This is a genomic window from Microbacterium aureliae, assembly GCF_054780155.1.
Genome location: NZ_BAAGWW010000001.1, coordinates 1,195,496 through 1,220,454, shown reverse-complemented (window position 1 = coordinate 1,220,454; position 24,959 = coordinate 1,195,496). Strand labels below are relative to the sequence as shown.

25 protein-coding genes and 1 tRNA gene are annotated in these 24,959 nt (G+C 71.9%); 15 read left to right on the top strand and 11 right to left on the bottom strand.

The features are described 5' to 3' along the window. Positions 1 to 25: 25 nt before the first annotated feature. Both ACYVF4_RS05930 and ACYVF4_RS05925 read left to right on the top strand, forming a co-directional pair. A complete protein-coding gene (locus ACYVF4_RS05930; RefSeq protein ID WP_460720667.1) occupies positions 26 to 382 on the top strand; it encodes an ArsR/SmtB family transcription factor in 357 nt (118 codons plus the stop codon). After that, positions 379 to 1,080 carry an aquaporin gene (locus ACYVF4_RS05925; protein ID WP_460720665.1) on the top strand — a complete coding sequence of 234 codons (702 nt, stop codon included), beginning with the start codon at positions 379 to 381 and terminating at the stop codon, positions 1,078 to 1,080. Before ACYVF4_RS05930 ends, ACYVF4_RS05925 begins: the two co-directional genes overlap by 4 nt. Here ACYVF4_RS05925 and ACYVF4_RS05920 read toward each other — a convergent pair. Beyond that, positions 1,056 to 1,397, bottom strand: coding sequence for a DUF2834 domain-containing protein (locus ACYVF4_RS05920; RefSeq protein WP_460720663.1), 342 nt, complete (start codon positions 1,395 to 1,397; stop codon positions 1,056 to 1,058). The two genes, ACYVF4_RS05925 and ACYVF4_RS05920, sit on opposite strands and share 25 nt — an antisense overlap. Before the next feature lie 99 nt (positions 1,398 to 1,496). Here ACYVF4_RS05920 and ACYVF4_RS05915 point away from each other — a divergent pair, with 99 nt between their 5' ends. After that, positions 1,497 to 1,988, top strand: a complete 492-nt coding sequence (locus ACYVF4_RS05915; protein ID WP_460720661.1) for a bifunctional nuclease family protein — start codon at positions 1,497 to 1,499, stop codon at positions 1,986 to 1,988. Between the two features lie 87 nt (positions 1,989 to 2,075). Here ACYVF4_RS05915 and ACYVF4_RS05910 read toward each other — a convergent pair whose 3' ends face one another. The 4 genes from ACYVF4_RS05910 to ACYVF4_RS05895 all read right to left on the bottom strand — a co-directional run bounded on the left by ACYVF4_RS05910 (position 2,076) and on the right by ACYVF4_RS05895 (position 5,475). Further along, positions 2,076 to 2,531, bottom strand: coding sequence for an SRPBCC family protein (locus tag ACYVF4_RS05910; RefSeq protein WP_460720659.1), 456 nt, complete (start codon positions 2,529 to 2,531; stop codon positions 2,076 to 2,078). Positions 2,532 to 2,698: 167 nt separating this feature from the next. Then, positions 2,699 to 3,316, bottom strand: coding sequence for a DnaJ family domain-containing protein (locus ACYVF4_RS05905; RefSeq protein ID WP_460720656.1), 618 nt, complete (start codon positions 3,314 to 3,316; stop codon positions 2,699 to 2,701). 6 nt (positions 3,317 to 3,322) lie between these two features. Next, on the bottom strand, positions 3,323 to 4,168 hold the full coding sequence (locus ACYVF4_RS05900; RefSeq protein WP_460720654.1) for an NAD-dependent epimerase/dehydratase family protein: 846 nt from the start codon (positions 4,166 to 4,168) through the stop codon (positions 3,323 to 3,325). A gap of 83 nt (positions 4,169 to 4,251) precedes the next feature. Then, complete coding sequence (locus ACYVF4_RS05895; protein WP_460720652.1) at positions 4,252 to 5,475, bottom strand: MFS transporter; 1,224 nt, start codon at positions 5,473 to 5,475, stop codon at positions 4,252 to 4,254. A 162-nt stretch (positions 5,476 to 5,637) separates the two neighbouring features. On the opposite strand from ACYVF4_RS05895, the gene ACYVF4_RS05890 reads away from it, so the two are divergent. Next, the gene (locus ACYVF4_RS05890; protein ID WP_460720650.1) at positions 5,638 to 6,579 is read left to right on the top strand and encodes an aldose 1-epimerase family protein; all 942 of its coding nucleotides are present in this window, start codon (positions 5,638 to 5,640) and stop codon (positions 6,577 to 6,579) included. Between the two features lie 89 nt (positions 6,580 to 6,668). On the opposite strand, the gene ACYVF4_RS05885 is transcribed toward ACYVF4_RS05890, so the two are convergent. Both ACYVF4_RS05885 and ACYVF4_RS05880 read right to left on the bottom strand, forming a co-directional pair. Continuing rightward, positions 6,669 to 7,208 carry a hypothetical protein gene (locus ACYVF4_RS05885; protein ID WP_460720648.1) on the bottom strand — a complete coding sequence of 180 codons (540 nt, stop codon included), beginning with the start codon at positions 7,206 to 7,208 and terminating at the stop codon, positions 6,669 to 6,671. A gap of 5 nt (positions 7,209 to 7,213) precedes the next feature. After that, the gene (locus ACYVF4_RS05880; RefSeq protein ID WP_460720646.1) at positions 7,214 to 7,624 is read right to left on the bottom strand and encodes a DUF4383 domain-containing protein; all 411 of its coding nucleotides are present in this window, start codon (positions 7,622 to 7,624) and stop codon (positions 7,214 to 7,216) included. A gap of 115 nt (positions 7,625 to 7,739) precedes the next feature. Here ACYVF4_RS05880 and ACYVF4_RS05875 point away from each other — a divergent pair, with 115 nt between their 5' ends. After that, complete coding sequence (locus ACYVF4_RS05875; RefSeq protein WP_460720644.1) at positions 7,740 to 8,384, top strand: asparagine synthase; 645 nt, start codon at positions 7,740 to 7,742, stop codon at positions 8,382 to 8,384. 85 nt (positions 8,385 to 8,469) lie between these two features. Further along, positions 8,470 to 8,542 (top strand) — tRNA-Arg (locus ACYVF4_RS05870). An 86-nt stretch (positions 8,543 to 8,628) separates the two neighbouring features. Here the strand turns inward: ACYVF4_RS05870 and ACYVF4_RS05865 are convergent. Then, entirely contained in the window at positions 8,629 to 10,533 is a 1,905-nt protein-coding gene (locus tag ACYVF4_RS05865) for an amylosucrase (RefSeq protein WP_460720643.1), read from the bottom strand. 68 nt (positions 10,534 to 10,601) lie between these two features. Here ACYVF4_RS05865 and ACYVF4_RS05860 point away from each other — a divergent pair, with 68 nt between their 5' ends. Next, positions 10,602 to 10,961, top strand: coding sequence for a VOC family protein (locus tag ACYVF4_RS05860; protein ID WP_460720641.1), 360 nt, complete (start codon positions 10,602 to 10,604; stop codon positions 10,959 to 10,961). Positions 10,962 to 10,983: 22 nt separating this feature from the next. Further along, positions 10,984 to 12,651, top strand: a complete 1,668-nt coding sequence (locus tag ACYVF4_RS05855; RefSeq protein WP_460720640.1) for an L-serine ammonia-lyase, iron-sulfur-dependent, subunit alpha — start codon at positions 10,984 to 10,986, stop codon at positions 12,649 to 12,651. Positions 12,652 to 12,837: 186 nt separating this feature from the next. Here ACYVF4_RS05855 and ACYVF4_RS05850 read toward each other — a convergent pair whose 3' ends face one another. Next, positions 12,838 to 13,896 (bottom strand): hypothetical protein, encoded by a 1,059-nt coding sequence (locus tag ACYVF4_RS05850; RefSeq protein WP_460720638.1) that lies wholly within the window; start codon positions 13,894 to 13,896, stop codon positions 12,838 to 12,840. A 399-nt stretch (positions 13,897 to 14,295) separates the two neighbouring features. Between ACYVF4_RS05850 and ACYVF4_RS05845 the strand changes: the two genes are divergently transcribed. Beyond that, a complete protein-coding gene (locus ACYVF4_RS05845; RefSeq protein WP_460720636.1) occupies positions 14,296 to 14,754 on the top strand; it encodes an Hsp20/alpha crystallin family protein in 459 nt (152 codons plus the stop codon). A 70-nt stretch (positions 14,755 to 14,824) separates the two neighbouring features. Here the strand turns inward: ACYVF4_RS05845 and ACYVF4_RS05840 are convergent, their stop codons facing one another. Further along, entirely contained in the window at positions 14,825 to 15,262 is a 438-nt protein-coding gene (locus tag ACYVF4_RS05840) for a MarR family winged helix-turn-helix transcriptional regulator (RefSeq protein WP_460720634.1), read from the bottom strand. 99 nt (positions 15,263 to 15,361) lie between these two features. Between ACYVF4_RS05840 and ACYVF4_RS05835 the strand changes: the two genes are divergently transcribed. The 6 genes from ACYVF4_RS05835 to ACYVF4_RS05810 all read left to right on the top strand — a co-directional run bounded on the left by ACYVF4_RS05835 (position 15,362) and on the right by ACYVF4_RS05810 (position 22,663). Further along, a complete protein-coding gene (locus ACYVF4_RS05835; protein WP_460720632.1) occupies positions 15,362 to 17,158 on the top strand; it encodes a DUF2207 domain-containing protein in 1,797 nt (598 codons plus the stop codon). Positions 17,159 to 17,262: 104 nt separating this feature from the next. Then, entirely contained in the window at positions 17,263 to 19,491 is a 2,229-nt protein-coding gene (locus ACYVF4_RS05830; RefSeq protein WP_460720630.1) for a hypothetical protein, read from the top strand. Next, positions 19,488 to 20,207 carry a hypothetical protein gene (locus ACYVF4_RS05825; RefSeq protein ID WP_460720628.1) on the top strand — a complete coding sequence of 240 codons (720 nt, stop codon included), beginning with the start codon at positions 19,488 to 19,490 and terminating at the stop codon, positions 20,205 to 20,207. Before ACYVF4_RS05830 ends, ACYVF4_RS05825 begins: the two co-directional genes overlap by 4 nt. 416 nt (positions 20,208 to 20,623) lie before the next feature. Then, complete coding sequence (locus ACYVF4_RS05820) at positions 20,624 to 21,181, top strand: dihydrofolate reductase family protein (RefSeq protein ID WP_460720626.1); 558 nt, start codon at positions 20,624 to 20,626, stop codon at positions 21,179 to 21,181. A gap of 30 nt (positions 21,182 to 21,211) precedes the next feature. After that, complete coding sequence (locus ACYVF4_RS05815) at positions 21,212 to 21,790, top strand: DUF1349 domain-containing protein (RefSeq protein WP_460720624.1); 579 nt, start codon at positions 21,212 to 21,214, stop codon at positions 21,788 to 21,790. Positions 21,791 to 21,853: 63 nt separating this feature from the next. Next, positions 21,854 to 22,663, top strand: coding sequence for a Cof-type HAD-IIB family hydrolase (locus ACYVF4_RS05810; protein WP_460720622.1), 810 nt, complete (start codon positions 21,854 to 21,856; stop codon positions 22,661 to 22,663). Between the two features lie 164 nt (positions 22,664 to 22,827). On the opposite strand, the gene ACYVF4_RS05805 is transcribed toward ACYVF4_RS05810, so the two are convergent. After that, positions 22,828 to 24,948 carry a heavy metal translocating P-type ATPase gene (locus ACYVF4_RS05805; protein WP_460720621.1) on the bottom strand — a complete coding sequence of 707 codons (2,121 nt, stop codon included), beginning with the start codon at positions 24,946 to 24,948 and terminating at the stop codon, positions 22,828 to 22,830. Between the last annotated feature and the right edge of the window lie 11 nt (positions 24,949 to 24,959).

Here is a 24,959-nt window from a genome sequence, read left to right as displayed (position 1 = left end):
GTCAATATCGATTAGCATCGATGCCGTGACTGCGCCCAACGTGATCGATGCGACGGATGCCGCTGCCCCGGCCTGCTGCTCGCCCCTGGTCCGCGAGACCCTGACCGCCGATGAGGCCGAGCAGCTCGCGCACACGATGAAGGCCCTCGCCGACCCCACGCGGCTGCGGCTGCTGTCGATCGTCGCGGCGTCCGAGGGCGCGGAGGCGTGCGTGTGCGACCTCATCGAGCCCGTCGGGCTGAGCCAGCCCACCGTGTCGCATCACCTCAAGGTGCTCACCGAGGCGGGCTTCCTCACGCGCAGCAAGCGCGGCACGTGGGCGTACTTCCGGCTCGTTCCGGGCGCGCTCGACCGTATCGCCCAGCTGCTGGCGGCCTCGTGAACCCGCGCGCGCTCGCGGGCGAGTTCCTCGGCAGCGCGGGCCTGGCCGCGGTCGTCGTCGGCTCGGGCATCGCGGCCCAGACACTGTCGCCGACCGACACCGGGCTCGCGCTGCTCGAGAACGCCGTCGCGACGGCTTTCGGGCTGACCGTCCTGATCCTGGTGTTCGCGCCGGTGTCGGGTGCGCACTTAAACCCCGTCGTCACCCTCGTCGACGCCCTGAGTGGGTCGCGACCGTGGCGGACGTTCGCGGGCTACGTGCCCGCCCAGATCGCCGGATGCCTGGCCGGTGCCGTGCTCGCCAACGCGATGTTCGGCATCCCGACCGCGCTCAGCACTACGGACCGCGCGACGTGGCCGCACCTGCTGGCCGAGGTGGTCGCCACCGCCGGGCTCATCACGGTGATCTTCGCCCTGGTCCGCACCGATCGGGCGCACCTGGCGGCGCCCGCCGTGGGGGCCTACATCGGCGCGGCGTACTTCTTCACCTCGTCGACGAGCTTCGCCAACCCCGCCATCACGATCGCACGCGCCGTCAGCGACACCTTCGCGGGGATCGCTCCGGCATCCGTGCTGCCGTTCATCGGTGCGCAGCTGGTGGGAGCGGTGCTCGCGTGGCTGCTCGTCGGCGCGCTCTTCCCGGTGCGCCGCGCCGAGCCCGCGATCGTGCCGGATCACTCGGACGCGGCGGCCAGCTGAGTCATCCGGCGGCGGCGCATCGCGAGGAACAGCGGGAAGGTGAACGCGAACGCCGTCACCGCGGAACCCGCGACGTACAGCCAGCCGAAGCGCATGCCCAGCCGCCGTGCCTCGGCGATGATGAAGACGCTCCCGGCGACGGCGACCACGAGCAGGTCGACCGTGATCGACGACACCGCCGGTCCGCCCGCGGCGAGGTCGCCCAGGAAGTCCCGCATCTGGACGATCGCCAGCGCGTTGAACCACCATGTGCCGACGAGTCCGGCGACGGCGAGGGCGAGGTAGACGAACGCGAGCGGGCTCCAGTGGCGGGTCATGCAGTCGATCCTGGCGGATGCCGGCGCGCGGCGCCCCTGCCGTGGTGCGCGCGCCGGGCATACGATGTCCCCACGCCCACCTCGCGAAGGGGGAAGCCGATGGTCCAGGTGCGCGTCGCGGGCATCGCCCTCGATTCCACGGGGCAGCATGTCATCCTGCTGAAGCCCGTCACCGAGCTGCCGGGCTCCGGCAGCATCCTGCCGATCTGGATCGGCGCGCAGGAGGCGACGTCGATCCTCGTCGCCGTCGAGAACGCCGTGACGCCCCGTCCCCTCGCGCACGACCTCATGCGGGCGATGCTCGAGACGCTCGGGGCGACCGTCACACAGGTCGAGGTCACCCGCATCGACGAGGGCACGTTCTATGCCGAGGTGACCCTGGATGCCGGGGGAGCGGTGCACCGGATCGACGCCCGCCCGTCGGACGCGGTGGCCCTCGCCTCGCGCACGGGCGCGCTCATGTTCGTCGCCGATGAGGTCCTCGACGAGGCGGGCGTGCCCGACACCCTCGTCGAGGAGGACGAGGAGGAGCGGCTCGAGGAGTTCAAGAAGTTCCTCGAGGACGTCGATCCCGACGACTTCCGGGGCTGAGCTCCGGCTGACACCCGCCTGACACCCCGAAGGGCCCCGGACCCGTCGGAACGCCGGGGTCGCGGGGCCCTCCGTGGGGGGCGTCGATCAGCGCGGGACGTCGCCGCGCCAGGCGCCGGACTCGTGTCCGCGCGCCTCGATGTACTCCTTGAAGTTCTTCAGGTCCTTCTTCACCGCGTGCGAGCCGGCGCCCAGCAGCGCGCCCACCTTCTCGAGCAGGCCCTCCGGCTCCCAATCCAGCTGCACGGTCACGCGCGAAGAGGTGTCGGTGAGCTTGTGGAAGGTCACCACGCCGGCGTGCTGCGTCTCGCCGCCGGTGCTGCGCCAGGCGACGCGCTCGTCGGGGTGCTGCTCGGTGATCTCGGCGTCGAACTCGCGCTCGGCGCCGCCCACGTTCACCTTCCAGTGCGTGTGAGTGTCATCGAGCTGGGTGATCGACTCCACTTCGTCGAGGAAGTGGGGGAAGCTCTCGAACTGCGTCCACTGGTTGTAGGCGACGGTGACGGGAACGTCGACGTCGATGCTCTCGGTGATCGAGGTCATATCGGTCCTTCCATTGGGCCGCCGGGATCATGCCCGGCGATCAGCGGTGCACACGACGCTAGGCCAGCCGGGGGATGCCGGGTCCGGGGTTGATACCCCGAGACGGCAGTGGTAGAACGCGGGCGGGTGCCGGAGCATCGCCGACCGTGCGACGCTCGCACCGGTGCTCAGGGCTGCCGCCGCCACCACCGCGGACGCCGGCGCGGCGGAGCCGGCGGGGCGGCGGCATCCCGTCGCCTCGCGCGCTCCGCGCGCCGTGCCGCCCAGGCCGCGACCTCGGCGTCGACCTCGCGCAGAGCGGTCACGACGGGCGGTCCGCCCTGGAGCTGCATGCGCGCGAGCCGCACCCGGCGGTTGAAGTCCTCGAGCACCTCGCGCACGTCCGCCTCGGCGGAGAGCGCGTCGAGCCTGCCGCCGAGCTCGGCGTCCTCGACCCGCAGCGTCAGCGCCGGCGGACCCAGGCCGGTCAGCTTCTCGCTCTCGATCTTGCGGCGGATCCACCAGTCCGGGTCGTGCGAGCGGCCGAGGTCGGGGATGGGCTTGCCCGCCCGGGGCAGATCGTCGAAGTCGCCCCGCCGGATCGCCTGCTGGATGGCGGACTCGACGTAGGCGGCGCGGTCCGATGCGGTGGGGATGCGTGCCGGGTCGGGCGCGGGCGCGCCGCTCGCGCGGCCTGTGGCGGTGCCGGCATCCGGGTGCTCGCCGTCGGCCGATTCGCCCTCGGTCTCGCGTGCCAGCTGCTCCACCCGGTAGCGGGCGGCGGACAGGCGCGGATCCTCGGGCATCGCCGGCTACTCCTGGTGGTCGCGCCAGCTGTGCTTCGGGTCGAAGCCGAGCTCGCGGCGGGCCTTGTCGATCGAGAGGAGGGTCTCGTGGTCCGAGACCTCGCGGGTGACGGGGACACCCGGGAACACCTCGGCGATCAGCTCGCGGTTCGGGCGCGACATCACGGTGTCGGCGGCGGCGATGATGTAGGGCTCGAAGCCTGCCGGCGCGGACTCCAGGGCCTTCTCGACGGCCTGCGCCCCGTCGCGGGCATCGATGTACCCCCACAGGTTCCACTTGCGGTGGCGCGCGTCGGCGTCGAACGACGGGAACTCGGCGTAGTCGGCGGGCACCATCACGTTCGAGAACCGCAGGCCCGTGATCGACAGGTCGGGGTGCCACCGCACGAGCTCCCGCGCGAGCTGCTCTTCGAGGGTCTTCACGATCGAGTACACCGACTCCGGCCGCGCCGCGTACTCCTCGTCGACGGGGATGTACGGCGGCGGGACGTCGAACGGCAGCCCCAGCACGGTCTCGCTCGAGGCGTAGACGATGCGACGGATGCCGAGTCTCACGGCCGCCCAGAACACGTTGAAGGTCGCCGCCATGTTGTTGTGGAAGGTGGCGACGTCGGTGCGCAGGCCCGAGGCCGGGATGGCGGCCAGGTGCACGACGGCGTCGAACCCGGCGGTCCGGTCGACACCCGCCAGGGCATCGGCGACCTGACCGTAGTCGGTCAGGTCGATCTGGACGAACCCGGGCTCACGCGCGCCGACGACGTCGAAGGCGACGACATCGTGGCCGTGGGCGCGGAGCTCGCGCAGGACGACCGAACCGAGCTTGCCGGTGGAACCGGTGAGGGCGATACGCATGCCTCCACCCTGCCACGGAGCCCGGACGCGCGGGGCGGGCAACCGGTTCGGCGGGGGACTCCCGGGCGGACTCAGCGGCGGACTCAGCGGCGGCGCGCGACGAGGGCCTGCGCGACGGCCGCGCCGAGGACGACCGTGGCGGCGAGCGCGGGGGCGAGCAGCGCGGCGGCGGTGCCGGCCTCTTCGGCGACGAGCCCGACGAGCGCGGACGACGCCGACTGCCCGACGACGACACCTGAGCCGAGCATCGTCATGACCGTGGCCGAGCGGCCGCGGGGGCTCGCCTCGGCGGCCAGGCTGTACTGCGTGACGAGGGTGGGCCCGATGCCCATGCCGACGATCAGCAGGCACGCCGCCATCCCGGCGACATCCTGCGCCAGCGGAACGGCGGCGGCGCCCGCCACGAGTACCCCGCCGAACACCAGCCAGCGCGCGGTCAGGGTGAAGCGGGCGGGGAAAGCGGCGACGCTCAGGGCGAGCGCGGCCGAGCCGATGCCCATCGCCCCGTAGACCAGGCCCGCCTGTTCGGGGATGCCGCGGTCGGCCATGAAGGCGGTGAGCGAGGTCAGCATCGAGCCGAAGAAGAGCCCCATGCCCAGCGCGCCGACCACGGGGATCAGCACGCGTGCCCGGACGAGCTCGATCGCGGGCGCCTGGTCGACCGAGCCGTCTTCGCTGTGCGCCGAGACGCGAGCGGTGGGATGCAGGGCGAAGGCAGTGACGAAGATGAGGGCCAGGGCAGCGGCGCCGAGGACGGGGGCGACCGGCCCCTGCGTCGTCGCGAGCAGGCCCACCACGACCGGGCCGAAGACGAAGACGACCTCGTCGGCGGCGGACTCGTACGCCATCGTGCCGTTGAGCACCCTTCCGCGGCGCTCGCCGCGGAAGGAGCGGCCGATGATGCCGACGAGCCTGCTGCGCGAGAGCGGCGCGACCTGGGGCATCGTGACCCCGATGCCGAACGCGACGGCGAGGATCACGGCATCCCGCGTCGGGGTGAAAGCCAGCCACGCGAGGACCGCGAGCAGCACGCTGTTGGCCACTCCCGCGACCAGCAGCACGCGGCGCTGGCCGTAACGGTCGGCGAGCGCACCGAGCGCGGGGCCGAACAGGGCCGTGCCGAGCCCCGTCATCGCCGAGGTGAGGCCGCCGAGGGCGAGCGAGCCGCGCGCGGCGACGACGAGCGTCAGGATGCCGACGACCATCATCGCGAACGGCAGCCGCGCGATCAGCGCGACCGGGAAATAGGCCAGCCCCGTCTCGCGGACGAGGCTGGTGTGCGGTGTGGCGGTCGAACGGGTGTGCATCGTTGTCCTCATAGCGTGGCCGCACGCTGCGGCGCGTGTGCCGCCTTCTTCCGCCGAGCGGACGAGGTAGATGCACTTTCTGTTCAGGTCAACCACCCATTCTAGCGAACGCGCCCTCGGCCATACTGGGAGAAAACCGACTCGCACAGGGACTCGAACCACATGGCACCCACCCCGCTCTCAGGCACGCAGCACCGGCTGCGCGCCGGCGACTACGAAGCCGTCATCGCGAGCATCGGAGCCACGCTCCGCTCGCTCACGCACCGCGGCCGCGACCTGGTCGTGCCCTTCGAGGCGGACGAGGTGCGCCCCTCGCACCGCGGCGTCACCCTCGCCCCGTGGCCGAACCGGGTGGTCGACGGCAAGTACCACTTCGGCGGAGCGGCCCGTCAGCTGGCGCTCACGGAGCCCGCGCGCGGCCACGCCATCCACGGGCTGGCGGTGTGGCTGGACTTCGCGGCGGTCGACGAGGGGCCGAGCCATGTGGTGCTGGCCGCGACGATCCCCGCCCAGACGGCCTACCCGTGGCGCGTCCGGCTCGAGACCCGGTTCGAGCTCGGTGACGACGGACTCACCCAGACCGTCACCGCCACGAACGACACCGAGACCCCCGCGCCCTTCGGCACCGGGCCTCACCCGTATCTGGTCGCGGGCGAGGGGCGCGTGGACGAGTGGACTCTCGAGCTCCCGGCATCCGAGGTTCTCGCCGTGACCGATGACCGCCTCATCCCCACCTCGCTGCGCCCGGTGGACGCCGAGGATCCGAGACGCTTCGACTTCCGTCAGGCGCGACCCATCGAGGATGTCGAGATCGATCACGCCTACACGTCGCTCGAACGCGACGAGCACGGGCTCGCGACCGTGACAGTGACGGATGCCGACGGCTCGGGCGTCGCGATGTCGTTCGACGCGTCCTGCCCCTGGGTGCAGGTGCACACCGCCGACAAGCCGGATCCGGCCGTGAGCCGCCTGGGGCTGGCGGTCGAGCCGATGACGTGCGCGCCCGACGCGTTCAACGCCGGCAACTACGACTACGACGCCGGCCTCATCGTCCTCGCCCCCGGGGAGTCGACGGAGGCCTCCTGGCGCATCACCGCCGTCTGACCCCCGCCGCGCCCTTGCCGGTCGCTGAGCAAGCCCGCCCCGCGTCCCCCGGTCGCTGAGCGAGCCCGCAGGGCGAGACGAAGCGCGCCTCAGTGATGCCCGCCCGTCCACCCCTCATGGGCGCCGTGGTCCGGCGCCAGGAGCCCGGCCTCGGTGGCGCTCAGCGCCGGGGTGACCACGCCCGCGACGACGACGGCGGCCACCAGCAGCGCCGACATCCGGATGGGGCGTGCCGGCGCGGCATCCTGTCGCATGGCACGGCCGCACACCGCGCCGAGGACGGCGAGCAGGACGGATGTCGTGGCCACCGCCACGACGCTGGTCGCGGTCGGGGCGAGGACGAGCAGTCCGCCCGAGGTCGCGATCCCGGCGACGGCCCCGACGACCCCCGCCCGCGGTGCCGTCACCCGGGCCCGCGCGAGGGTCGCCGCCCCCCACCCGAATGCGGCGGCGCCGAGTGCGAGGACGAGGGCGCCGACGGTCCGCGCGAAGAGCGCCTGCTCTGCGGCGGTGAGGACTCCGGCGCCCAGCGCCAACTGCAGCAGGGCGGCGCCCCACGCGGCGACGGCCGACCAGGCCGGCGTCGCCGCGCGGGATGCCCCGGTGAGGGGAGCGGCCGTCGAGGCCATGACGTTCAGACCGCCGCGCGGCTGCGGACGGTGCGGTCGGCGCCCAGTCCGACGCCCAGCAGCACGAGCGCGCTCGCCAGGTGCAGGAAGTGGTCGGGGGTGTTGAGCGCCAGGATGTTGAGCGGCGTACCCACGAGGAAGAACCCGACGACGCCCAGCAGCAGGTAGACGGCGCCGACCGTCGTGTTCACGCCCTTCGCCGCCGCGACGCGCGAGAGTCCCGCGACCAGCAGAGCCGCGCCGATCAGCAGGTGGGCGATGTTGTGGAGCGGGTTGACCTCGAAGATGCCGAGCAGCAGGCCGCCGTCGGCGGCGATGAAGCCGACGCCCGCGGTGGCCGTGAAGCCGAGCAGGCCGACGAGAAGGTAGACGGCGCCGAAGATCGTGGCGACGAGGCGATTGGGTGATGAGCTCATGATGTCCTCCTGTGGTGTGAGCCGGTGTTGCCGTGTTGCAGGTGTGTTCGGACCGCCGCCCCGATCGGTTTGGAGCGCCCTCGACCGGTAATCTCGTACACGGAGGTGGGGGCGGATGGGCAAGACCGCGGAGGCCGTCGCCGAGGGAGTCGCGATCGCGACGGCCGCGGCGCGCCTGGCGGTGCGCAACCGGATCCTCGTCGAGACCATCGCGCACGACTCGCCCTTCGACGCCGAGGCCTTCGCCACCCTCGCCCGCGAGACCCTCATCGCCCTCGCCGACGAGCAGGACGCCGCGGCCGAGCTCGCCCGCCGGCAGCGCAAGAAGGCGTGGGGCAAGTTCAGCGACCCCGACGGCACCCACGACTACCGCGACCGCGACATGGGCAACCTGCGCCGCCGCCACCGCCAGTACCGCGGCGTCGCCAAGGAGCTGCGCCATCAGGCGGACGACCCCGTCGCCGTCCGTGCGCTGATCGAGGCGTCGCGGGAGTCGGCGTGGGGCGATGTCGAGGCCAACCTGCAGCGCCGCTTGAAGGTCGAGGGCATGCGGCCCGACCTCGATCCCGACTACGAGCGCATGAGGGCGGCCCGGATGCAGTCGCTGCGCCTGGTCGATCTGCCGCGGCTCGCCGCGCACCGGCGCCACGTCGCCCCGCGCGACCGTGTCCCGGTGACGACGGGCGAGGACGACGTCGACGTCGACTCCGCGCCGTCGACGACCATCCGCGGCGTGGACGGGAGCGGGCCGGCGGCGTGAGGCGCGCCCGGGATCCCGCGCCGATTCGCGCGGATGCCGGACGTCGGCTATTCTGGACGCTGGTGTGCGCGAGAGTTCGCACCGGGCGCCTCTAGCTCAATGGATAGAGCATCTGACTACGGATCAGAAGGTTGGGGGTTCGAGTCCCTCGAGGCGCGCACTGTGTTGAGACAGTAGACGAAGGCCCACGGATCCCGCGGGCCTTCGTCGTTTCACCGTCCGCGTGTGCGGGGCGGGGTCGCGGTCACCACAGCGGGTCCACGCGCAGCCACGTGAAGCGGTGCGCGCCGAGCATGAGTCCTTCGTCGAGATCGATCGCCGCACCGCTGATGAGGTCGACGGCGTGCCGTTCGAAGCCCGAGAGCGTCAACGGGTCGACGTACGCCGGGTCGTCGCCGACGTTGGCGAGGACGAGGACGCGCTCCTCCCACGTCTCGGCCCCGGGCCGCTGATACCCGAGCACCGACGGGTGCGGGACGTGGAACGGGATGAGCGCGTTGCCGCCGAACTCCGGCGTGGCCTTGCGCACAGCGATGAGCTTGGACAGCCGCGCGTACAGCCGTCCCGCCGTCGTGGTCGGGTCGTGCCGCTGGGCGTAGAGGTCGTCGGGCCGGTGCGGGCGATGAACCCACCGGCTGTCGCCGGCCTCGGCGGCGTTGTCGCGGTAGGAGTAGTCGTTGAGCTGACCGACTTCGTCGCCCAGGTAGAACAGCGGCATCCCGCCGGTGGACATCGCCACCGCGTGCGCGAGCACCACGCGGTCTTCACCGCCGGCGTCGCCGGCCTCGATCCCGGCGAGCGAGGCCGTCGTGCCGGTGACCCGGGCGTCGCCCGTCCGCGGGTTCTCCTGGAACGGCACACCGCGGGCGTACGAGCCTTCGGCGCCCTTGACGAAGAAGTCGTTGAGGAAGCGGCGGTGAGGGAATCCCTGGATGCCGTGCTCCTCGGCATCCTCATCGGCGAACGTCCAGCCGATGTCGTCGTGGCTGCGCACGTAGTTGACCCACGAGGTGCCCGGCGGCAGATCGTGCCGGGTGTCCAGCGCCTGCTGCAGGAGCGCCGCGCTGCGCGTCGCCAGGGACTCCCAAGTGAGAGCCATCTGCAGGGGGTTGTACGACAGCTGGCATTCCTCGGGCGAGATGTACTGGATCACCTCGTCGGGATGCACGATCGCCTCGGACTTGAACAGCAGGCTGGGTGCGGCCATCCGCAGCACCGCGTTGAACGCCTGCAGCAGCAGGTGCGCCTCGGGCAGGGACTCGCACGTGGTGCCGAGCCGCTTCCAGATGAACGCCACGGCATCCATTCGCAGCACTTCGACGCCCTGGTTCGCCAGGAACAGCATCTCGCCGGCCATCGCGCGGAAGACCGCGGGGTTGGCGTAGTTCAGGTCCCACTGGAAGTGGTAGAACGTCGACCAGATCCAGCGGCCGTCGGGCAGCTGCACGAACGACCCCGCGTGGTCGTCGGGGAAGATCTCGCGCGTGGTCTTCTCGTACGCGTCCGGCATGGTCCGGTCGGGGAAGATGAGGTAGAAGTCCTCGTAGCCGGGCTCGCCGGCGACGGCCTTCTGCGCCCATTCATGCTCGTTGCTGGTGTGGTTGAAGATGAAGTCCACCACCAGCGAGATGCCGGCCTGCCGCAGATCGGCGGCGAGGTCGGTGAGATCGGCCATGGTGCCCAGGCGCTCGTCGACCTTGCGGTAGCTCGAGACGGCGTAGCCGCCGTCGTTGTTGCCCTCGGGGCTGTCGAACAGCGGCATGAGGTGCAGGTAGGTCAGCCCGAGCTCCTGGAAGTACGGGATGTGCTCGCGGACGCCCTGCAGGGTGCCGGCGTACCGGTCGACGTAGCAGACGCCTCCGAGCATGCGCTCGGACAGGAACCACGTCGGGTCCTCGTCGCTGCGGCGGTCCCGCGCCCGCAGCTCCACGGGCCGGCGGCGCCAGGATGCCGCGGCCTCGGCGATGACGGCGGCCAGCTGCTCACCGGCATCCGGGCGATCGCCGTACAGTCGCCCGAACAGACCGTGCAGCCTCGGGAAGTGCTCCTCGACCCGGCGGCGGAACTCCTCGTCCCGGCCGTGCTCGGTTTCGATCCCGTGGAGGATCCGGCCGGCGTCAGCCCGGGCATCCGTGTCGAGCATCGTCATCGATTCCCCTTCCCGAGTGCGATGCTAGCGCCCTGGTTCGCGGTGCGGGGAAGTGCCAGACTGACGCGGTGAGAGTCGTGCAGGTCGCTCTACGCGCGACGGACCTGGACCGGGCCGCCGCGTTCTATGCGCGCGTGCTGGACGCCGAACCGACGGCCCGCTTCGACGGCCCCGGCCTGCTCTTCTTCGACCTCGACGGCGTGAGGCTGCTGCTCGATCGCGGGGCGCCGTCGAGCCTCATCTATCTCGAGGTCGACAACGTCCACGAGGCGCTCGAGCGGTCGGGCGCCGACGTCGACACCGAGCCCCACGTCATCTTCCACCACGACGACGACACGCTGGGGCCTGCGGGGTACGACGAGTGGCAGGCGTTCGTCCGCGACCCCGACGGCAACCTCGTGGGGCTCGTGGCGTTTCAGCGGCCGTGAGCCGACGGCGTAGCCTGGTGCAGTGAGCGCTTACGTCTCGGCGTTCGAGCTGTTCTCCATCGGTGTAGGACCCTCGAGCTCCCATACGGTCGGTCCGATGCGGGCCGCCCATGACTTCGTCGTGCGGCTGCGGCAGCAGGGTCTGCTTCCGTCGGTGTCCCGCGTCTCGTGCGTCCTCTATGGCTCGCTCGGGGCGACCGGCATCGGCCACGGCACGCCCGACGCGGTCGTCGCGGGGCTGAAGGGGCTCGAACCCGAGACCGTGGACCCGGCCGCCGTGCGCGCGGCGTGGTCGGGATGGGCCGACGGCGAGGACCTGCTGCTCGCCGGAGAGCGCGCGGTGCCGTTCGTGCGGGCGGACGTGGAGTTCGCGCCGCGCACGCGGCTGCCCGGCCACCCGAACGCGATGACGCTCACCGCCCGGTCCGCCGACGGCGACGTGATCGCCGAGGACACCTACTACTCGGTCGGCGGCGGATTCATCCGCCGCGAGGGTGCAGCGCCGCAGGTCGCCCCGCATCCGTTCCCGCTGTCGTTCTCGTCGGCCGAGGAGCTGCTGGAGCAGTGCGACGAGAGAGGCATCACGTTCGCCGAGGCGGCGCGGCTGAACGAAGAGGCGCTGCGCACCGAAGCCGAGGTCGCCGCGGGCCTCGACGCCATCTGGGATGCCATGGCCGCCTGCGTGAACGCGGGGCTCCGGACGCCGGGGGAGCTGCCCGGCATGCTGCGGGTGAAGCGGCGGGCGTCGGCGATCCGCGAGCAGCTCGAGGCCGCCGAGGCGTCGGGGCACCGCGAGCTTCCGGGTGAGTGGCTCGGCGCTTTCGCGCTCGCCGTCAACGAAGAGAACGCCGCCGGCGGGCGGGTCGTCACCGCTCCCACCAACGGCGCCGCCGGCATCCTGCCCGCCGTCGCGATGTACTGGTGGCGGTTCCTGGCGGATTCCGGCCTCGGCGCCGGAAACGCCGTCACCCCCTACGGCGAGCTCGTCGGCAGCGCGCTGCTGGGCTTCGGCGCCGGTTCCGGGGCCGAGCCCGCGTCCTCCCCCCGGTCGTCGAGCGGTCCCGCCCGGTCGCTGAGCGAGCCCGGGCCCTCTCCCCGGTCGCTGAGCGAGCCCGCAGGGCGAGACGAAGCGCGGTCGCTGAGCGAGCCCGCAGGGCGAGACGAAGCGCGGTCGCTGAGCGAGCCCGCAGGGCGAGACGAAGCGTCGCCCACCCCGACCTCCGACGAGGACGTGGCCGAGGCGAACCGCCGGCGCGGCATCCGTCGTTTTCTGCTCACCGCGACCGCGCTGGGGTCGCTGTTCAAGGCGAACGCGTCCATCTCGGGTGCCGAGGGTGGCTGCCAGGCCGAGGTCGGATCGGCCTGCGCGATGGCCGCGGGCGGCCTGACCGCGGTGATGGGGGGCACGAACCGCCAGATCGAGAACGCTGCCGAGATCGCGATGGAGCACCACCTGGGCCTCACGTGCGACCCGGTGGGCGGCCTGGTGCAGATCCCCTGCATCGAGCGCAATGCGATCGCGGCGTCGACCGCGGTCACGGCCGCCCGGCTCGCGCTGCGCGGCGACGGCTCGCACTACGTGTCGCTGGACGCCGTCGTCGAGACGATGCGTCAGACCGGCATCGACATGTCCACGAAGTACAAGGAGACGAGCGAAGGCGGTCTCGCGGTCAACGTCATCGAGTGTTGACGCGGTTCGCGGTCATGCCGCGCGATGGCGACGGATGCCGTCAACTCGGCCCGCCGGTGGGCCAGCGGGTTGACGCCGTCTGCGGTTATCGACGCCTGTAGCCGCGGAAGCCGTCAGCTCGGCGCCTGCAGCGCCGGAGCGGTTGACGCCATCCGCGGTCACCGGAGCCGGTAGTGACGGATGCGGTCAACTCGGCGTCCCGCCGCCCTCGCCCGCCCAGCCCGCGCGGCGCAGCGCACCGGCGATCAGGCCGATAGCCGCATCCGTGGTCGGCTGGGTGTCGCGCGCGGCGATGCGCAGGACCGTCCAGCCGAGCGCGGCGCACTCCCGGTGCTTCTGGATGTCGCGGTGCCACTGGGCGCGGTCGGTGCGGTGGTGATCGCCTTCGTACTCGACGAGCACGCGCCACCGCTCGAAGGCGAACTCGGTGACACCGACGAGGCTTCCGTCCGGCTGGCGCACCTCGTAGTCCAGGGTGGGCTCGGGCAGGCCCGCCCGCAGGATGCCGAGGCGCAGGGCCGTCTCGGGGCTGGAGGCGCTTCCGACGCGAACGTGCGGCAACGCCTCTGCCATCGCTCGCCGGGCGGCGAGGTCGCCGGTCTGGGCCACAGCGTGAAGCGCCGCGAGGCCCGCCTTCGCGGCATCCGGGTCACGATGCTGCCCGTCCGACGTCCGCGGGATGTGGACGAGGGCATCCGCGGCCGCGATCAACTCCTCGAGGGACAGCACCGTCGCGAGGCTCGCCCACGCGAACGCGGGGCCGACGGCCGCCATCGCACTCCGTTCCCGCGGATCGAGCAACGGCGACCGCGACTGCGACGCGACCGTCCCCGAAGTCCGCGGCGCGCGATGCGGATACCCCGCGACCACGTCGAGGTCGCGCGGCCCATGGGTGGCGGTGACGGGGTCCCACTCGCCCCGCAGCGCGCGCAGGGGAAGCGGCATGCCCCAGATCACCGCGGCCGTGACATCGCCGAAGAGGGTGCCCGGCGGCATCCGTTCGGCGTATGCGCGAGCTCGCAGCAGCAGGTGGTCGCGCCGGTACGTCGCATCCCGCGCGACGGCGGAGCGATCGTCGTCCGCGGCGAGGGCGGTGACCGCCGACACGCGTACACGTACCCCGGGATACGGAGCCCAGAGGTCGGGTGCTCGCAGCCGCGAGGCGGTGACGCCGGCTGCCTTCGCGCTCGCCACCGAGAAGTCGTCGCCGAGCGTGGCGGGGAGTCGGCTGGGGCTGCGGGGCACACGTCAAGGCTGGACCGCGCGATGCCCACTGGACTGCTCGATGCGGTGACTGTGGACGGATTCCCCGGCGCGGGTGCCCTGTGCAGGAGCCGCGGGACCCGCGGAGTTGACGGCGTGTGCGGTTTCCGGGGTGGGTGGTGACGGATGCGGTCAACTCGGGGCCCGGGCGGGGCGCGGCGCGGTTTCCGGGGTGGGTGGTGACGGATGCCGTCAACTCTGCGCCCGGAGCCCCAAAGCGCCCCGCCGACCCAGCCCCACCGGCATCCGTTCGCCGTCAGCGATCTGGCCTCAAACCTCTTAGCACTCGACACCCGAGAGTGCTAACATCGTGGCAGTTGAGTCGAGTCGACTCAACTTGCAGACCACAACCGCACACCAAATCCACTGAAGGAGACGATCATGGCCACCTATGACCCGTTCCGCGACCTCGACCGCCTGGCTTCGAGCTTCTTCGACGTGCGCCGCGGCCCGCGCCGCATGCCGATGGACCTCTACCGGGACGGCGACCACTACGTCCTCACCGCCGACCTTCCGGGCATCGACCCGGGCTCGGTCGACATCGACGTCGACGGTCAGCTGCTGACCATCCGCGCCGAGCGCACCCTGCCCTCCGGTGACGGCGTGAAGTGGATCACCCGCGAGCGCGAGGCCGCGAGCTTCCTGCGTCAGCTGAACCTCGGCCAGGGAATCGACACCGAGCGCATCTCGGCCCAGTACGCCAACGGCGTCCTGAGCGTCACGATCCCCGTGAGCGAGAAGGCCAAGCCCCGCAAGATCGCCGTGTCGACCGAGGAGGGCGGCCCTGTCCTGCAGGCGCACGAGTCCCACGCCGACGGACCGCAGCCCGTCGAGCAGTAAGAGCCGAGCAGCAACACCGGATGCCGCGTCCCGCCCGGGGCGCGGCATCCGCGCGTCCGGGCGGGGGGGCTCAGCCCGCGGCCTGTCCCCGAAGCTTCGCTGTGAGATCTCGCAGCTGGGCGAGTTCGTCGTCGCTCAGGGCCGACATCCGCTCCGCGATGGAGCGGCCGTGCTGCGACGCGACCCGCCGGAAGGCAGCCGCGCCCGCCTCGGTGGCCTGCACGAGCGAACCGCGACCGTCGAGCGGGTCGGCGCACTTGACCAGCAGCCCGCGGGCGACCATGCGGTCCACGAGGCGCGACACGCTCGGCTGGCTGATGAGCATGTTGGCGGTGACGTCCCGCAGCCGCGCGGTCATGTCCTCGCCGCGGGTGACCGTGAGCAGCACGTCGTATTCCGCCTGCGTCAGGTCCGATTCGTCGAAGTCGCAGCTGATCTCGGCGAAGACCTCGTACTGCGCGCGGAAGAGGCTCTCCCAGGCGTCGACGGCGAGGCGGCGGTCGGTCATACGCACAAGAGTAAGCCCCATCCGCGGCTCTATGCTGTGGCCATGGGGGAGCGATTCTCGGGGGTCCGATCCGCCCGATGGCGGCGTGGTGTCTCACGGATGCCACCCCTCGCGGCCGTCGCGATCGCCCTGCTTATCGTGGGGCTGGGCGGCGCACCCGCCGCCGTGGCAGCCCCGATCTCGGCGCCCGCCGTCGCGGCCGACGTCGACGACTTCACGTTCGCGAGCATGGACGTGGAGTACACCCTCGGCCGCGCCGAGGACGGCACGAGCACCCTGACGGTCGTCGAGGAGTTCGTCGCGGTCTTCCCCGACATCGATCAGAACCGCGGCATGCGCCGCAGCATCCCCGACTCCTACTTCGACGTGCCCCTGCATCCGCACCTCGTCTCGATCACGGACGGCGACGGCAACCCGCGCCCGGCCGAGACCGAGAGTGAGGACGGGTACTACTCGATGACGTCGCGCGCCGACGACTTCGTGCGCGGACCGCAGACATACGTCTTCACGTATACGCTCCAGAACGTCACGCGGTTCTTCGACGACACCGGCGTCGACGAGTTCTACTGGGACGTCAACGGTGAGGAGTGGCGGCAGCCGTTCGGGCGCGTGTCGGCACGCCTGGTCGTGCCGGCGGAGCTGGCGGCATCCCTCACCGGCGCGCAGTCCTGCTACGCCGGCTATACCGGTGCCACGGACACGTGCGACATCACGGCGGATGCAGGTGCCGACGGCGCCGTCGTCGTGGCCGCCGCCACCACCGACCTGCAGCCGTACGAGACGATGACGATCGCGGTCGCGTTCGACCGGGGGACCTTCACGCCCTTCGACTCCTCGTACCTCGCATCGCCGTTCGGATGGCTGCAGGCGATCGCCGCCGTCGTGCTCGCGGGCGTCGTCGGCGTCGCCGCCCGGGTGAGGCGGCGCTGGCTGCGGGACGAGCCGGGGCGCCCCACGATCATCGCCGAGTACACCCCGCCGAAGGGGGTCGACGCTCTCGAGAGTGCGGTGCTGCTGGGCAAGACGTCCAAGGCGATCCCGGCCGAAGTGCTCGAGCAGGCGGTGGTCGGCAGCATCCGCATCGTCGAAGGCCCGAAGCGCCTGTTCTCGGGCGCGAAGCTGACGGCCGTGCTCGTCGATCCCTCGCGAGCGGACGGCGATGGACGGATGCTGCTGGACGGACTGTTCCCGATGGGCATGCCCGGAGAGGAATTCGAGTTCGGCCGTACCGACACCCGCTTCTCGGCCGCGGCGCAGAAGATCATCAAGGCCGCGAACCGGCAGCTGAAACTGTCGGGCCTGCGGCGCGAGGTGCCGACCGGGCCGCGCGCGTGGCCGGTCCTCGCCGCCGCCGTCGCGGGCGGGCTCGTCGCGTTCTTCGGATTCGCGGCGATGGAGCAGGGCGTCGCGGGCCCGATACCGTTGCTGCTGTTCGTGGCCGCCGGCATCGCGTTCCTCGCCGTCGTGGGCATGCTCGCGCGCAAGCCCCTCACCGCCAAGGGCGCCGAGGTGCGGGACCACCTCGCCGGGCTCCGGGTCTTCATCGAGTGGGCCGAGGCCGACCGCATCCGCATGCTGCAATCCCCGCGGGGCGCCGAACGGGTGACGATCGACCCGACCGACACCCGCGAGATGCTCAAGCTCTACGAGACGCTGCTGCCGTACGCGGTCGTGTTCGGCCAAGAGAAGGAGTGGGCGAAGCAGCTCGCCGTCCTCTACGGCGAGGGCAACTCGCCGGGCTGGTACTCCGGCACGCACGGGTTCAACGCCGCGGCCTTCTCGTCCGGCATCTCGAACCTGTCGGCGAGCTCCTCCACCAGCTCGTCCTCGGGCGGGTCGAGCGGCGGCGGCTCCGCCGGCGGCGGGGGCGGCGGAGGTGGTGGCGGCGGCGTCTGACCGGCGGCGTCTGACCGGCGGCGGCGGATTCCGGCATCCGATGTATCAGTGATCGCCCTTCGGGCTCTTTCGTGTGGGGGAGTCCACAGAAGGGGAGAATCATCATGGGATGCAACCAGAACGCCGGCGACGCCGGTGACGTGCTCGAGTTCGGTCAGGACGGCGAAGTCCTCATCCCGCTCGAGCCTTATCGTCCGGGGCCGCTGAACCGCCTGACCGGTCCGTGCGCGCTGAGTGCGCTCAACGGATCGTGGCTGTTCGAGGTCGAACGGCGGACGATCATCCAGCCGCTCGTGCGGGGGCCGATGCGCATCGAGGTCGGCGCGTCATCGCTGCGGGTGTCGGGCGACATCTACAGCCAGCGCATCTTCGGGCCGATCGAGCCCGAGATCGTGCGTCCGCCGTTCCCGCGGATCCCGGTCTTCGGCGATGAAGACGAGGCGGATGCCGGTGGGGTCGGCGAACCGGACGACTTGGGGGTGCTGTTCCCGGTGCCGCTGCCGTGGTACCCCGCGTTCCCGCAGGGGCAGTACTCGTGGTACTTCCGCTCGAACGGCGCGACCTATGCCAACGGGACCCTCACGGTGCCGATCGTGCGGCACCTGTGGAACCGGTCGACGCAGGAGTTCACCACGACCGACACCGGAACCCTGACGCTCACCTGCCGGCGCAGCCTCATCAACGTGCGGTGGGCGCCGCAGGTGATGACGGGGACCCTGCAGATCGGCGGGACGACGTCGCAGGTGAAGGCGACGAAGACCTCGTCGAGGTATCGCGGCTGCCGCATCGAGGTGGACGCGATGGTCAACCGCAACTTCCCGGCATCCGCCGTGGCGGGCTCGGGAGCGACGGTGACGCTGCGCTCGGTGTACGCCACCGCAGGGTGGGACGTGACGGTCGCGCAGGACCAGATCAACATCCCGAACGACGCCTCGCTCACCAACGCCGAGCTGCAGACCCTGCTCGCCAATCACCGGCAGGCCGTCAGCGGCGAGCAGTGGCGGTTGTGGCTGCTGGTGGGCTCTGCGCAGGGCGGGCTGTTCGGGGTCATGTTCGACGACGACACCGTGCCCCGCGAGGGCGCGGTCGGCTTCGCCGACGCGACGCTGGGCGGCGACTCGTTCATCGAGGCGGGGGCGCGCAATCAGCCGTTGAACAATGTGCCGGCGGCCTTCCTGCGCACGCTCATCCACGAGGCGGGGCACGCGTTCAACCTGTTCCACCCCAAGCACGACGTGCACCTGCCGGGGATCGGCACCGAGATCATGAACCAGACCGGGGATGTCATGGGGTTCGCCTCGTCGACGAACACCTACCCCGGCAACGCCACGTTCGCCTTCTCGGAGCACGACCGCCAGTCGCTCATCCATTCGCCGGACCCGCAGGTGCGCCCGGGGTGGAAGAACTTCGGCTGGGGCCACGGCAGCCTGTCGTCGGGGCTTCCGGCGCCGGTGGACGTGTCGGGTTTCGGCGGCGACGCCGGCGAGACCGGCCTGCGCCTGTCGGTCGCGATGCCCGCCCACGCCTTCGTAGGCGAGTACGTCACCGCCGAGGTGACGGTGACCAACACCGGGGATGCCGCGCGCGAGGTCACGAGCCTGCTCACCCTCGCCGAGGGCGATCTGGTGTTCCAGCGCACGCGGCCCGACGGCGCGGTCGACCAGGTGCTCGACATCGTCATCGGGTGCGGTCCGCGGCCGATGGTGACCTTGCAGCCCGGTGAGTCGGTGAGCAACCATGTGCAGGTGTTCTTCACGAACCAGGGCGTGACCTTCACCGAGCCCGGCCGGCACACGATCGCGGCGATCCTCGCCGCGGACGCCGTGACGACGCTCGTCTCGGACCCGGTCACGATCGACGTGCGGACGGCGGCGACCGAGACCGAGGTGGCCATCAGCGAGCAGACGCTCGATCGCGGCGTCGGTCGCGCGATGGCGCTCGGTGACTTCGGCGCCGACGAGCACGCCCGCCAGGTGCTGACGGCGCTCGCCGAGCAGCACGCCGACACCGACACCGGCGCTGCCGGGGCACTCGTGATGGCCAACGCGCTGTCGCGGGAGTTCGCCGACATCGCCGGTGACACGGTCCGCCGGGTCGCCGCCGACGATGCCCAGCACTTCTTCGACCTGGCGCTCAAGGGCCGGTCGGCCAAGCGCGTCGCGGAGCTGGCGGTCACGGTGGCGAGCCCGACCGAGAAGGACGCGCCCGTCGTGACCGAGGTCGTCGAGCAGCTGAAGAAGGACGCCAAGGGCGGTGCGCGATCGGCCCGAGGCCGCGAAGCGGCCGAGGCCGCCCGCATCGTCGCCGACTTCGTCGAACCGCAGGCGCGATGAGCGATCCCGCAACCGGCGCCGCCGGGCAGCTGCAGCTTCGGCTGACGCTGCCCGGCGGGGCCGCGCCCGGACGGTGTGTCCTCGGGGAGGTGTCGCTCGAGAACGGGCCGGATGCCGGCACCGCCGTCGAGGCGAACGCGCGGCTGAACCTCGTCGAGGGTGACCTGTGGGTCGAGGTCGACGGGCCGGCAGGAGCCTTGCGGGTGGCGTGGCCGTGGCCGGCGGACTCGGGAGCCCGCCGGGTGCAGCTCGCGCCCGGCGAGCGGCTGGTCGCGTCGGTGCCGCTGTTCGCGACCGACACCAGCGCGCCGGTGTTCCCGGTCCCCGGGCGGTATCGCCTGACGGCGCGGTTCCACGCCGGGCCCGCGGGCGTCGTCGCGGCGGAGCCGGTCACGGTCGCGTGCGCGGCCGGGGACGACGCCGCCGTGCGGGCCCTGGGGCACCGCGACGTGCTGCAGAGCCTGCTGTCGGCGGCGACGCTGGGCGCGGCATCCGAGGGTCTTGCCGTGCTGGCGGAGAGCCCGGACCGGGCGACGAGCGCGCTCGCGCGACTGGCGCTCGGTCAGGGTGTCGAGTGGACGGCCGAGGCGGTGCCGGCGGTCGCGGCCGTGATGCCGCCGCATGCGTCGGCCGAGGATCCGCGTCGGGCGCAGGCGCTCGCCGCGGCGGGCGATGAGCGGCTGCGGGCGATGCTCACCGGCGATCCGGTGCGGTGAGACCCTTCGTCTCGTCGCTCCGCTCCTCACTCAGGGCCCGGTATCCGACCCTCCCGGTCGCTGAGCGAGCGGAGCGAGACGAAGCGTGCCCTGCTCCCGGTCGCTGAGCGAGCGGAGCGAGACGAAGCGCCCACAGAGTAAGGGCCGGTCGGAGAGGCATCCGACCGGCCCTTTTCCCTTGCACCAAGAGTGTCCTGCAATCACATGTCGGCAGCTGCCACAGCAAAACAACTACCGCTCTAGAACTGTATAACGGCGAGGTAACGACGACAAGGGTTTCTCGTTATCTTTCTGTGATTCTTTGCCGGTGCATCAGCGACACCCAGGATCCGGGCGGTCGCGCGCTTGCCGGTGTCGCAGGGGCGGCGTAGCGTTCGGTCGCACGGCGCCCCTGTGCGCCGGCGGCGGAGGGCGTCATGGCGCGGATCGTGTACGGCATGCTCGTCTCGCTCGACGGCTTCGTCGCCGATCCCGAGGGGGTCATCACCCTCCCCGTTCCCGGGCGCGCGCTGCACCAGTACTTCAACGACCTGCAGCACGACACCGCGGTGAGCGTCTACGGCCGCCGCATGTGGCAGATGATGCGTTACTGGGGAGAGCCCGATCCGGATCGGGATGCCGTCGCCGAGGAGTTCGCCCGTGCGTGGGCCGAGACGCCCAAGGTCGTCGTCTCGCGCACGCTCGCCGACGCGCCCGAGGGAGTGCGGCTCATCCGCGAGGACCCGGTCGGTGCGATCGGCGCGCTCGCGACCGAGGTGGACGGCGTCATCGAGGTGTCGGGGCCGGAACTGGCGGCATCCCTGGGCCGTGCCGGCCTGATCGACGAGTACCGTCTGTACACGCAGCCGGTGGTCCTGGGCGAGGGGCTGCCGTACTTCGCCACCGGCTTCCGGCCGGAGCTGACGCTGGTCGGCGTCGAGACGCTCCCCGACGAGGTGGTGCTCACCCGCTACGCGCCGGTCGACCCTGCCTGAGGCGGGCGCCGGCCCTGCCAGGATGGGCCCATGCACGAGATCGCCTGGTCGGCCGGCCGCTGGACCCATCCGCCCGTCGACGCCGAGGAGCGCGGCGGCGACCTTCTCGTCACCGCCGCCGAGGGCAGCGACGCGTGGCGGACCACGTCCTACGGGTTCATCCACGACAGCGAGCACGCGCTCGTGGCGGGGTTCGAGCAGGACAGCGCGGTCGAGGTCGAGTTCACCGCGGCGTTCTCGGCGCAGTTCGACCAGGCTGGCGTCTTCGTCCGTGTGAGTGAGGCGCACTGGGTCAAGGCCGGCGTCGAGTTCGCCGACGGGCGCCTGCAGCTGGGCGCGGTCGTCACCGACGGCGTCTCGGACTGGTCGCTCGCGCCTGTGCCCGACTGGCTCGGCCGGCGGGTCCGCATCCGGGTGAGCCGCGCGGGCGACGCCCTCACGATCCGCGCGGCGGTCGACGGCCGCGAGCCGCAGCTGGTGCGCGTCGTGCCGTTCGCCCCGGGCCTCACCGCCCAAGCGGGGCCGTTCACGTGCGCGCCCACGCGCGCCGGACTCACCGTGACGTTCCACGACTGGAGGCGCACCGCCCCCGACGGCAGCCTCCATTGACGTGAGGATGCCGCGGTCCGAGGCCTCCGCCGAACCTCCGTAGGCTGGGGGCGGAGGTTCCGCATGACGTTTCCCGCCCCCGACCTGAGGCTCATCGCCGTCGACATGGACGGCACCCTGCTGGACGGCGACGGGCGAGTGCCCGACTCCCTCTGGCCGCTCATGGACCGGCTCGCCGAGCGCGGCATCCGGTTCGCTCCTGCCAGCGGCCGCCAGCTCGCGACGCTCCAGCGGCTGTTCGCGGAACACCTCGACGACATGGTCTTCATCGCCGAGAACGGCGCGTACGTCGTTCACGCCGGGAACGAGGTCAGCTCGGACGCGCTGTCGCCGGCGGTCGCGGCATCCGTCATCGATCGCGTGCGCGCGCTCAGCGACGCCGGCGCCGACCTCGGGCTCGTCGTGTGCGGCAAGCGTTCGGCGCACATCGAGCGGTCGGATGCCGCGTTCCGCGACGAGGCGGACCACTACTACACGCATCTCGAGGTGGTCGACGACCTGCACCGGATCGACGACCAGATCCTCAAGCTCGCGCTGTACTGCTTCGGCGAGGCCGGCGACATCGCCCCCGAATTCGACGACCTGCGCGCCACCCACCAGGTGGTGGTGTCGAGCCACCGCTGGATCGACGTCATGAACACCGGAGTCAACAAGGGCGTCGCGCTCGAGCGCCTGCAGCAGGCGCTCGGGGTCACCCGCGCCCAGACCGCGGCGTTCGGGGACTACCTCAACGACCTCGAGCTGCTGGATGCCGCGGACCTGTCCTTCGCGATGGCCAACGCCCACCCGGACCTCGCCGCCCGCGCCCGCCACCGTGCGCCCTCGAACCTCGAGCACGGCGTCGTCACCACGATCGAACGCCTGCTCGGCTGAGGGCGCTCAGCGGCATCCTCCCCTCGCCGACGGCGAGCGGACTGGATGTCGGGCTGCGGAGGACGCGAACGCCCTAATCCACCCTCCTTCCGGCGACATCCCCTCCCTTCGCGGACGGCGAGGGGAGGGGATGCCGGTCGGGGCGCGCATCACGCGCCGACGTCTCAGCGGGCGGCGACGACCTCGGGGCGCAGGTCGAGGCGCCGCAGCAGCTGCGCGTTGAGGGCGACGACGATGGTCGACAGCGACATCAGCACCGCCCCGACCGACATCGGCAGCACGATTCCGACGGGGGCCAGGATGCCGGCGGCCAGGGGTACCGAGATGAGGTTGTAGCCGGCCGCCCACCACAGGTTCTGCACCATCTTGCGGTACGACGCGTGGGACAGTTCGATGACCGAGAGCACCGCGCGCGGGTCGGAGCCGGCGAGGATCACGCCGGCGGAGCCGATCGCGACGTCGGTTCCCGCGCCGATCGCCAGGCCCACGTCGGCCTGAGCGAGGGCGGGCGCGTCGTTGACGCCGTCGCCCACCATCGCCACCTTGCGGCCCTCGCGCTGCAGCTCGGCCACCGACGAGGCCTTGTCCTCGGGGCGGACGCCGGCGAAGTAGCGGTCGATGCCGAGCTCGCGGGCCACCGACGCGGCGACCGCCTCGGCGTCGCCGGTGATCATCACGACCTGCACGCCGCGCGCGTGGAGCGCCTCGACGGCCTGCCGCGACTCGGGCCGGATCTCGTCGGCCAGGCGAAGGGCGCCGGCCACGGCGCCGTCGACGACGACGTGCAGGATGATCGCGCCCTCGTCACGCCACGCGCTGACGGCATCCAGCTCGGTCAGACCCTCTTCGGCCAGCAGGTGCGGGCCGCCCACGCGCACGACGCGCCCCGCGACCTGTGCGCGCACGCCCACCGCGGGCGAGGACGAGAAGTCCGTCGCGTGCGGGACGTCCAGGTGCGCGGCCGCCGCCACGATCGCGCGGGCGAGCGGGTGCTCCGAGTCCGCCTCGGCGGCGGCGGCGAGGGCCAGCACCTCGTCGGCGGTGAAGGCCTCGACGGGCTCGACCGCGGTGACCGCCGGGGCACCCTTGGTGAGGGTGCCGGTCTTGTCGAAGAGAACGGTGTCGATGCCGCGCATGCTCTCCAGGGCCAGCCGGTCCTTCACGAGCACCCCGGCCCGCGCGGCCCGTTCGGTCGCGATCGACACGACGAGCGGGATCGCCAGGCCCAGGGCGTGCGGGCACGCGATGACGAGGACGGTGATGGTGCGGACGACAGCCTCGTCCGGCATCCCGAGCACCGTCCAGACGACCGCAGTGATCGCCGCGGCGCCGAGGGCGAACCAGAACAGCCACGCCGCCGCGCGGTCGGCCAGGCGCTGCGCACGCGACGACGACGCCTGGGCGTCGCTGACGAGGCGCCGGATGCCGGCGAGCGCCGTGTCCTCGCCGATCGCCGTCACCCGGACCCGGAGTCCGGAGTCGGTGGCGACCGTGCCCGCGACGACCGGGTTGCCCTCGCTGCGCCGCACCGGGCGGGACTCGCCGGTGATCATCGACTCGTCGATGCTCGCCGACCCCTGCACGACCTCGCCGTCGGCGGGCACCCGCCCGCCGGGACGGACCACGACGACGTCGCCGACGACCAGGTCCGAGGGGGCGACCGTCGTGACGGAGTCGCCGTCGACCTTCTCGGCCTCATCCGGCAGCAGCGCGGCCAGGGAGTCCAGCGCCGACGTCGTCTGCGCGAGCGAGCGCATCTCGAGCCAGTGGCCGAGCAGCATGATGACGATGAGGAGCGCCAGCTCCCACCAGAACTCCAGAGCGTGATGCAGGATGCCGAGGCTCGCGCCCCAGGACGCGAAGAAGGCCACCGTGATAGCGAGGCCGATCAGCAGCATCATGCCGGGCTTGCGCGCCTTGATCTCGGAGAGGGCGCCGGTGAGGAAGGGGCTGCCGCCCCACGCGTACATCACTGTTCCGAGGACCGGGGGGATCCAGGCGGCGAATGCCGGAGGCTCGTAGCCGAGCAGCATCCCGAACATCGGCGAGAGCGCGATGACGGGCACCGCGATCACGAGCATCACCCAGAACAGGCGCTGGAAACGGTCGACGTGCCCGGTGTGGCCGCCGTGCTCGCCGTGGCCGCCGTGCGTGCCGTGGCCGGCGTGTTCGTTGTGGCCCGCGCCGCGGTCGTGGCCCGCGTGCCCGTCGTGGCCCGCGTGCCCGTCGTGCGGGCCGTGCTCGGGCTGAGTCGTGCCGGGGCGGTGTCCCTTGTGTGCGTCCATGTCAGCCTCAA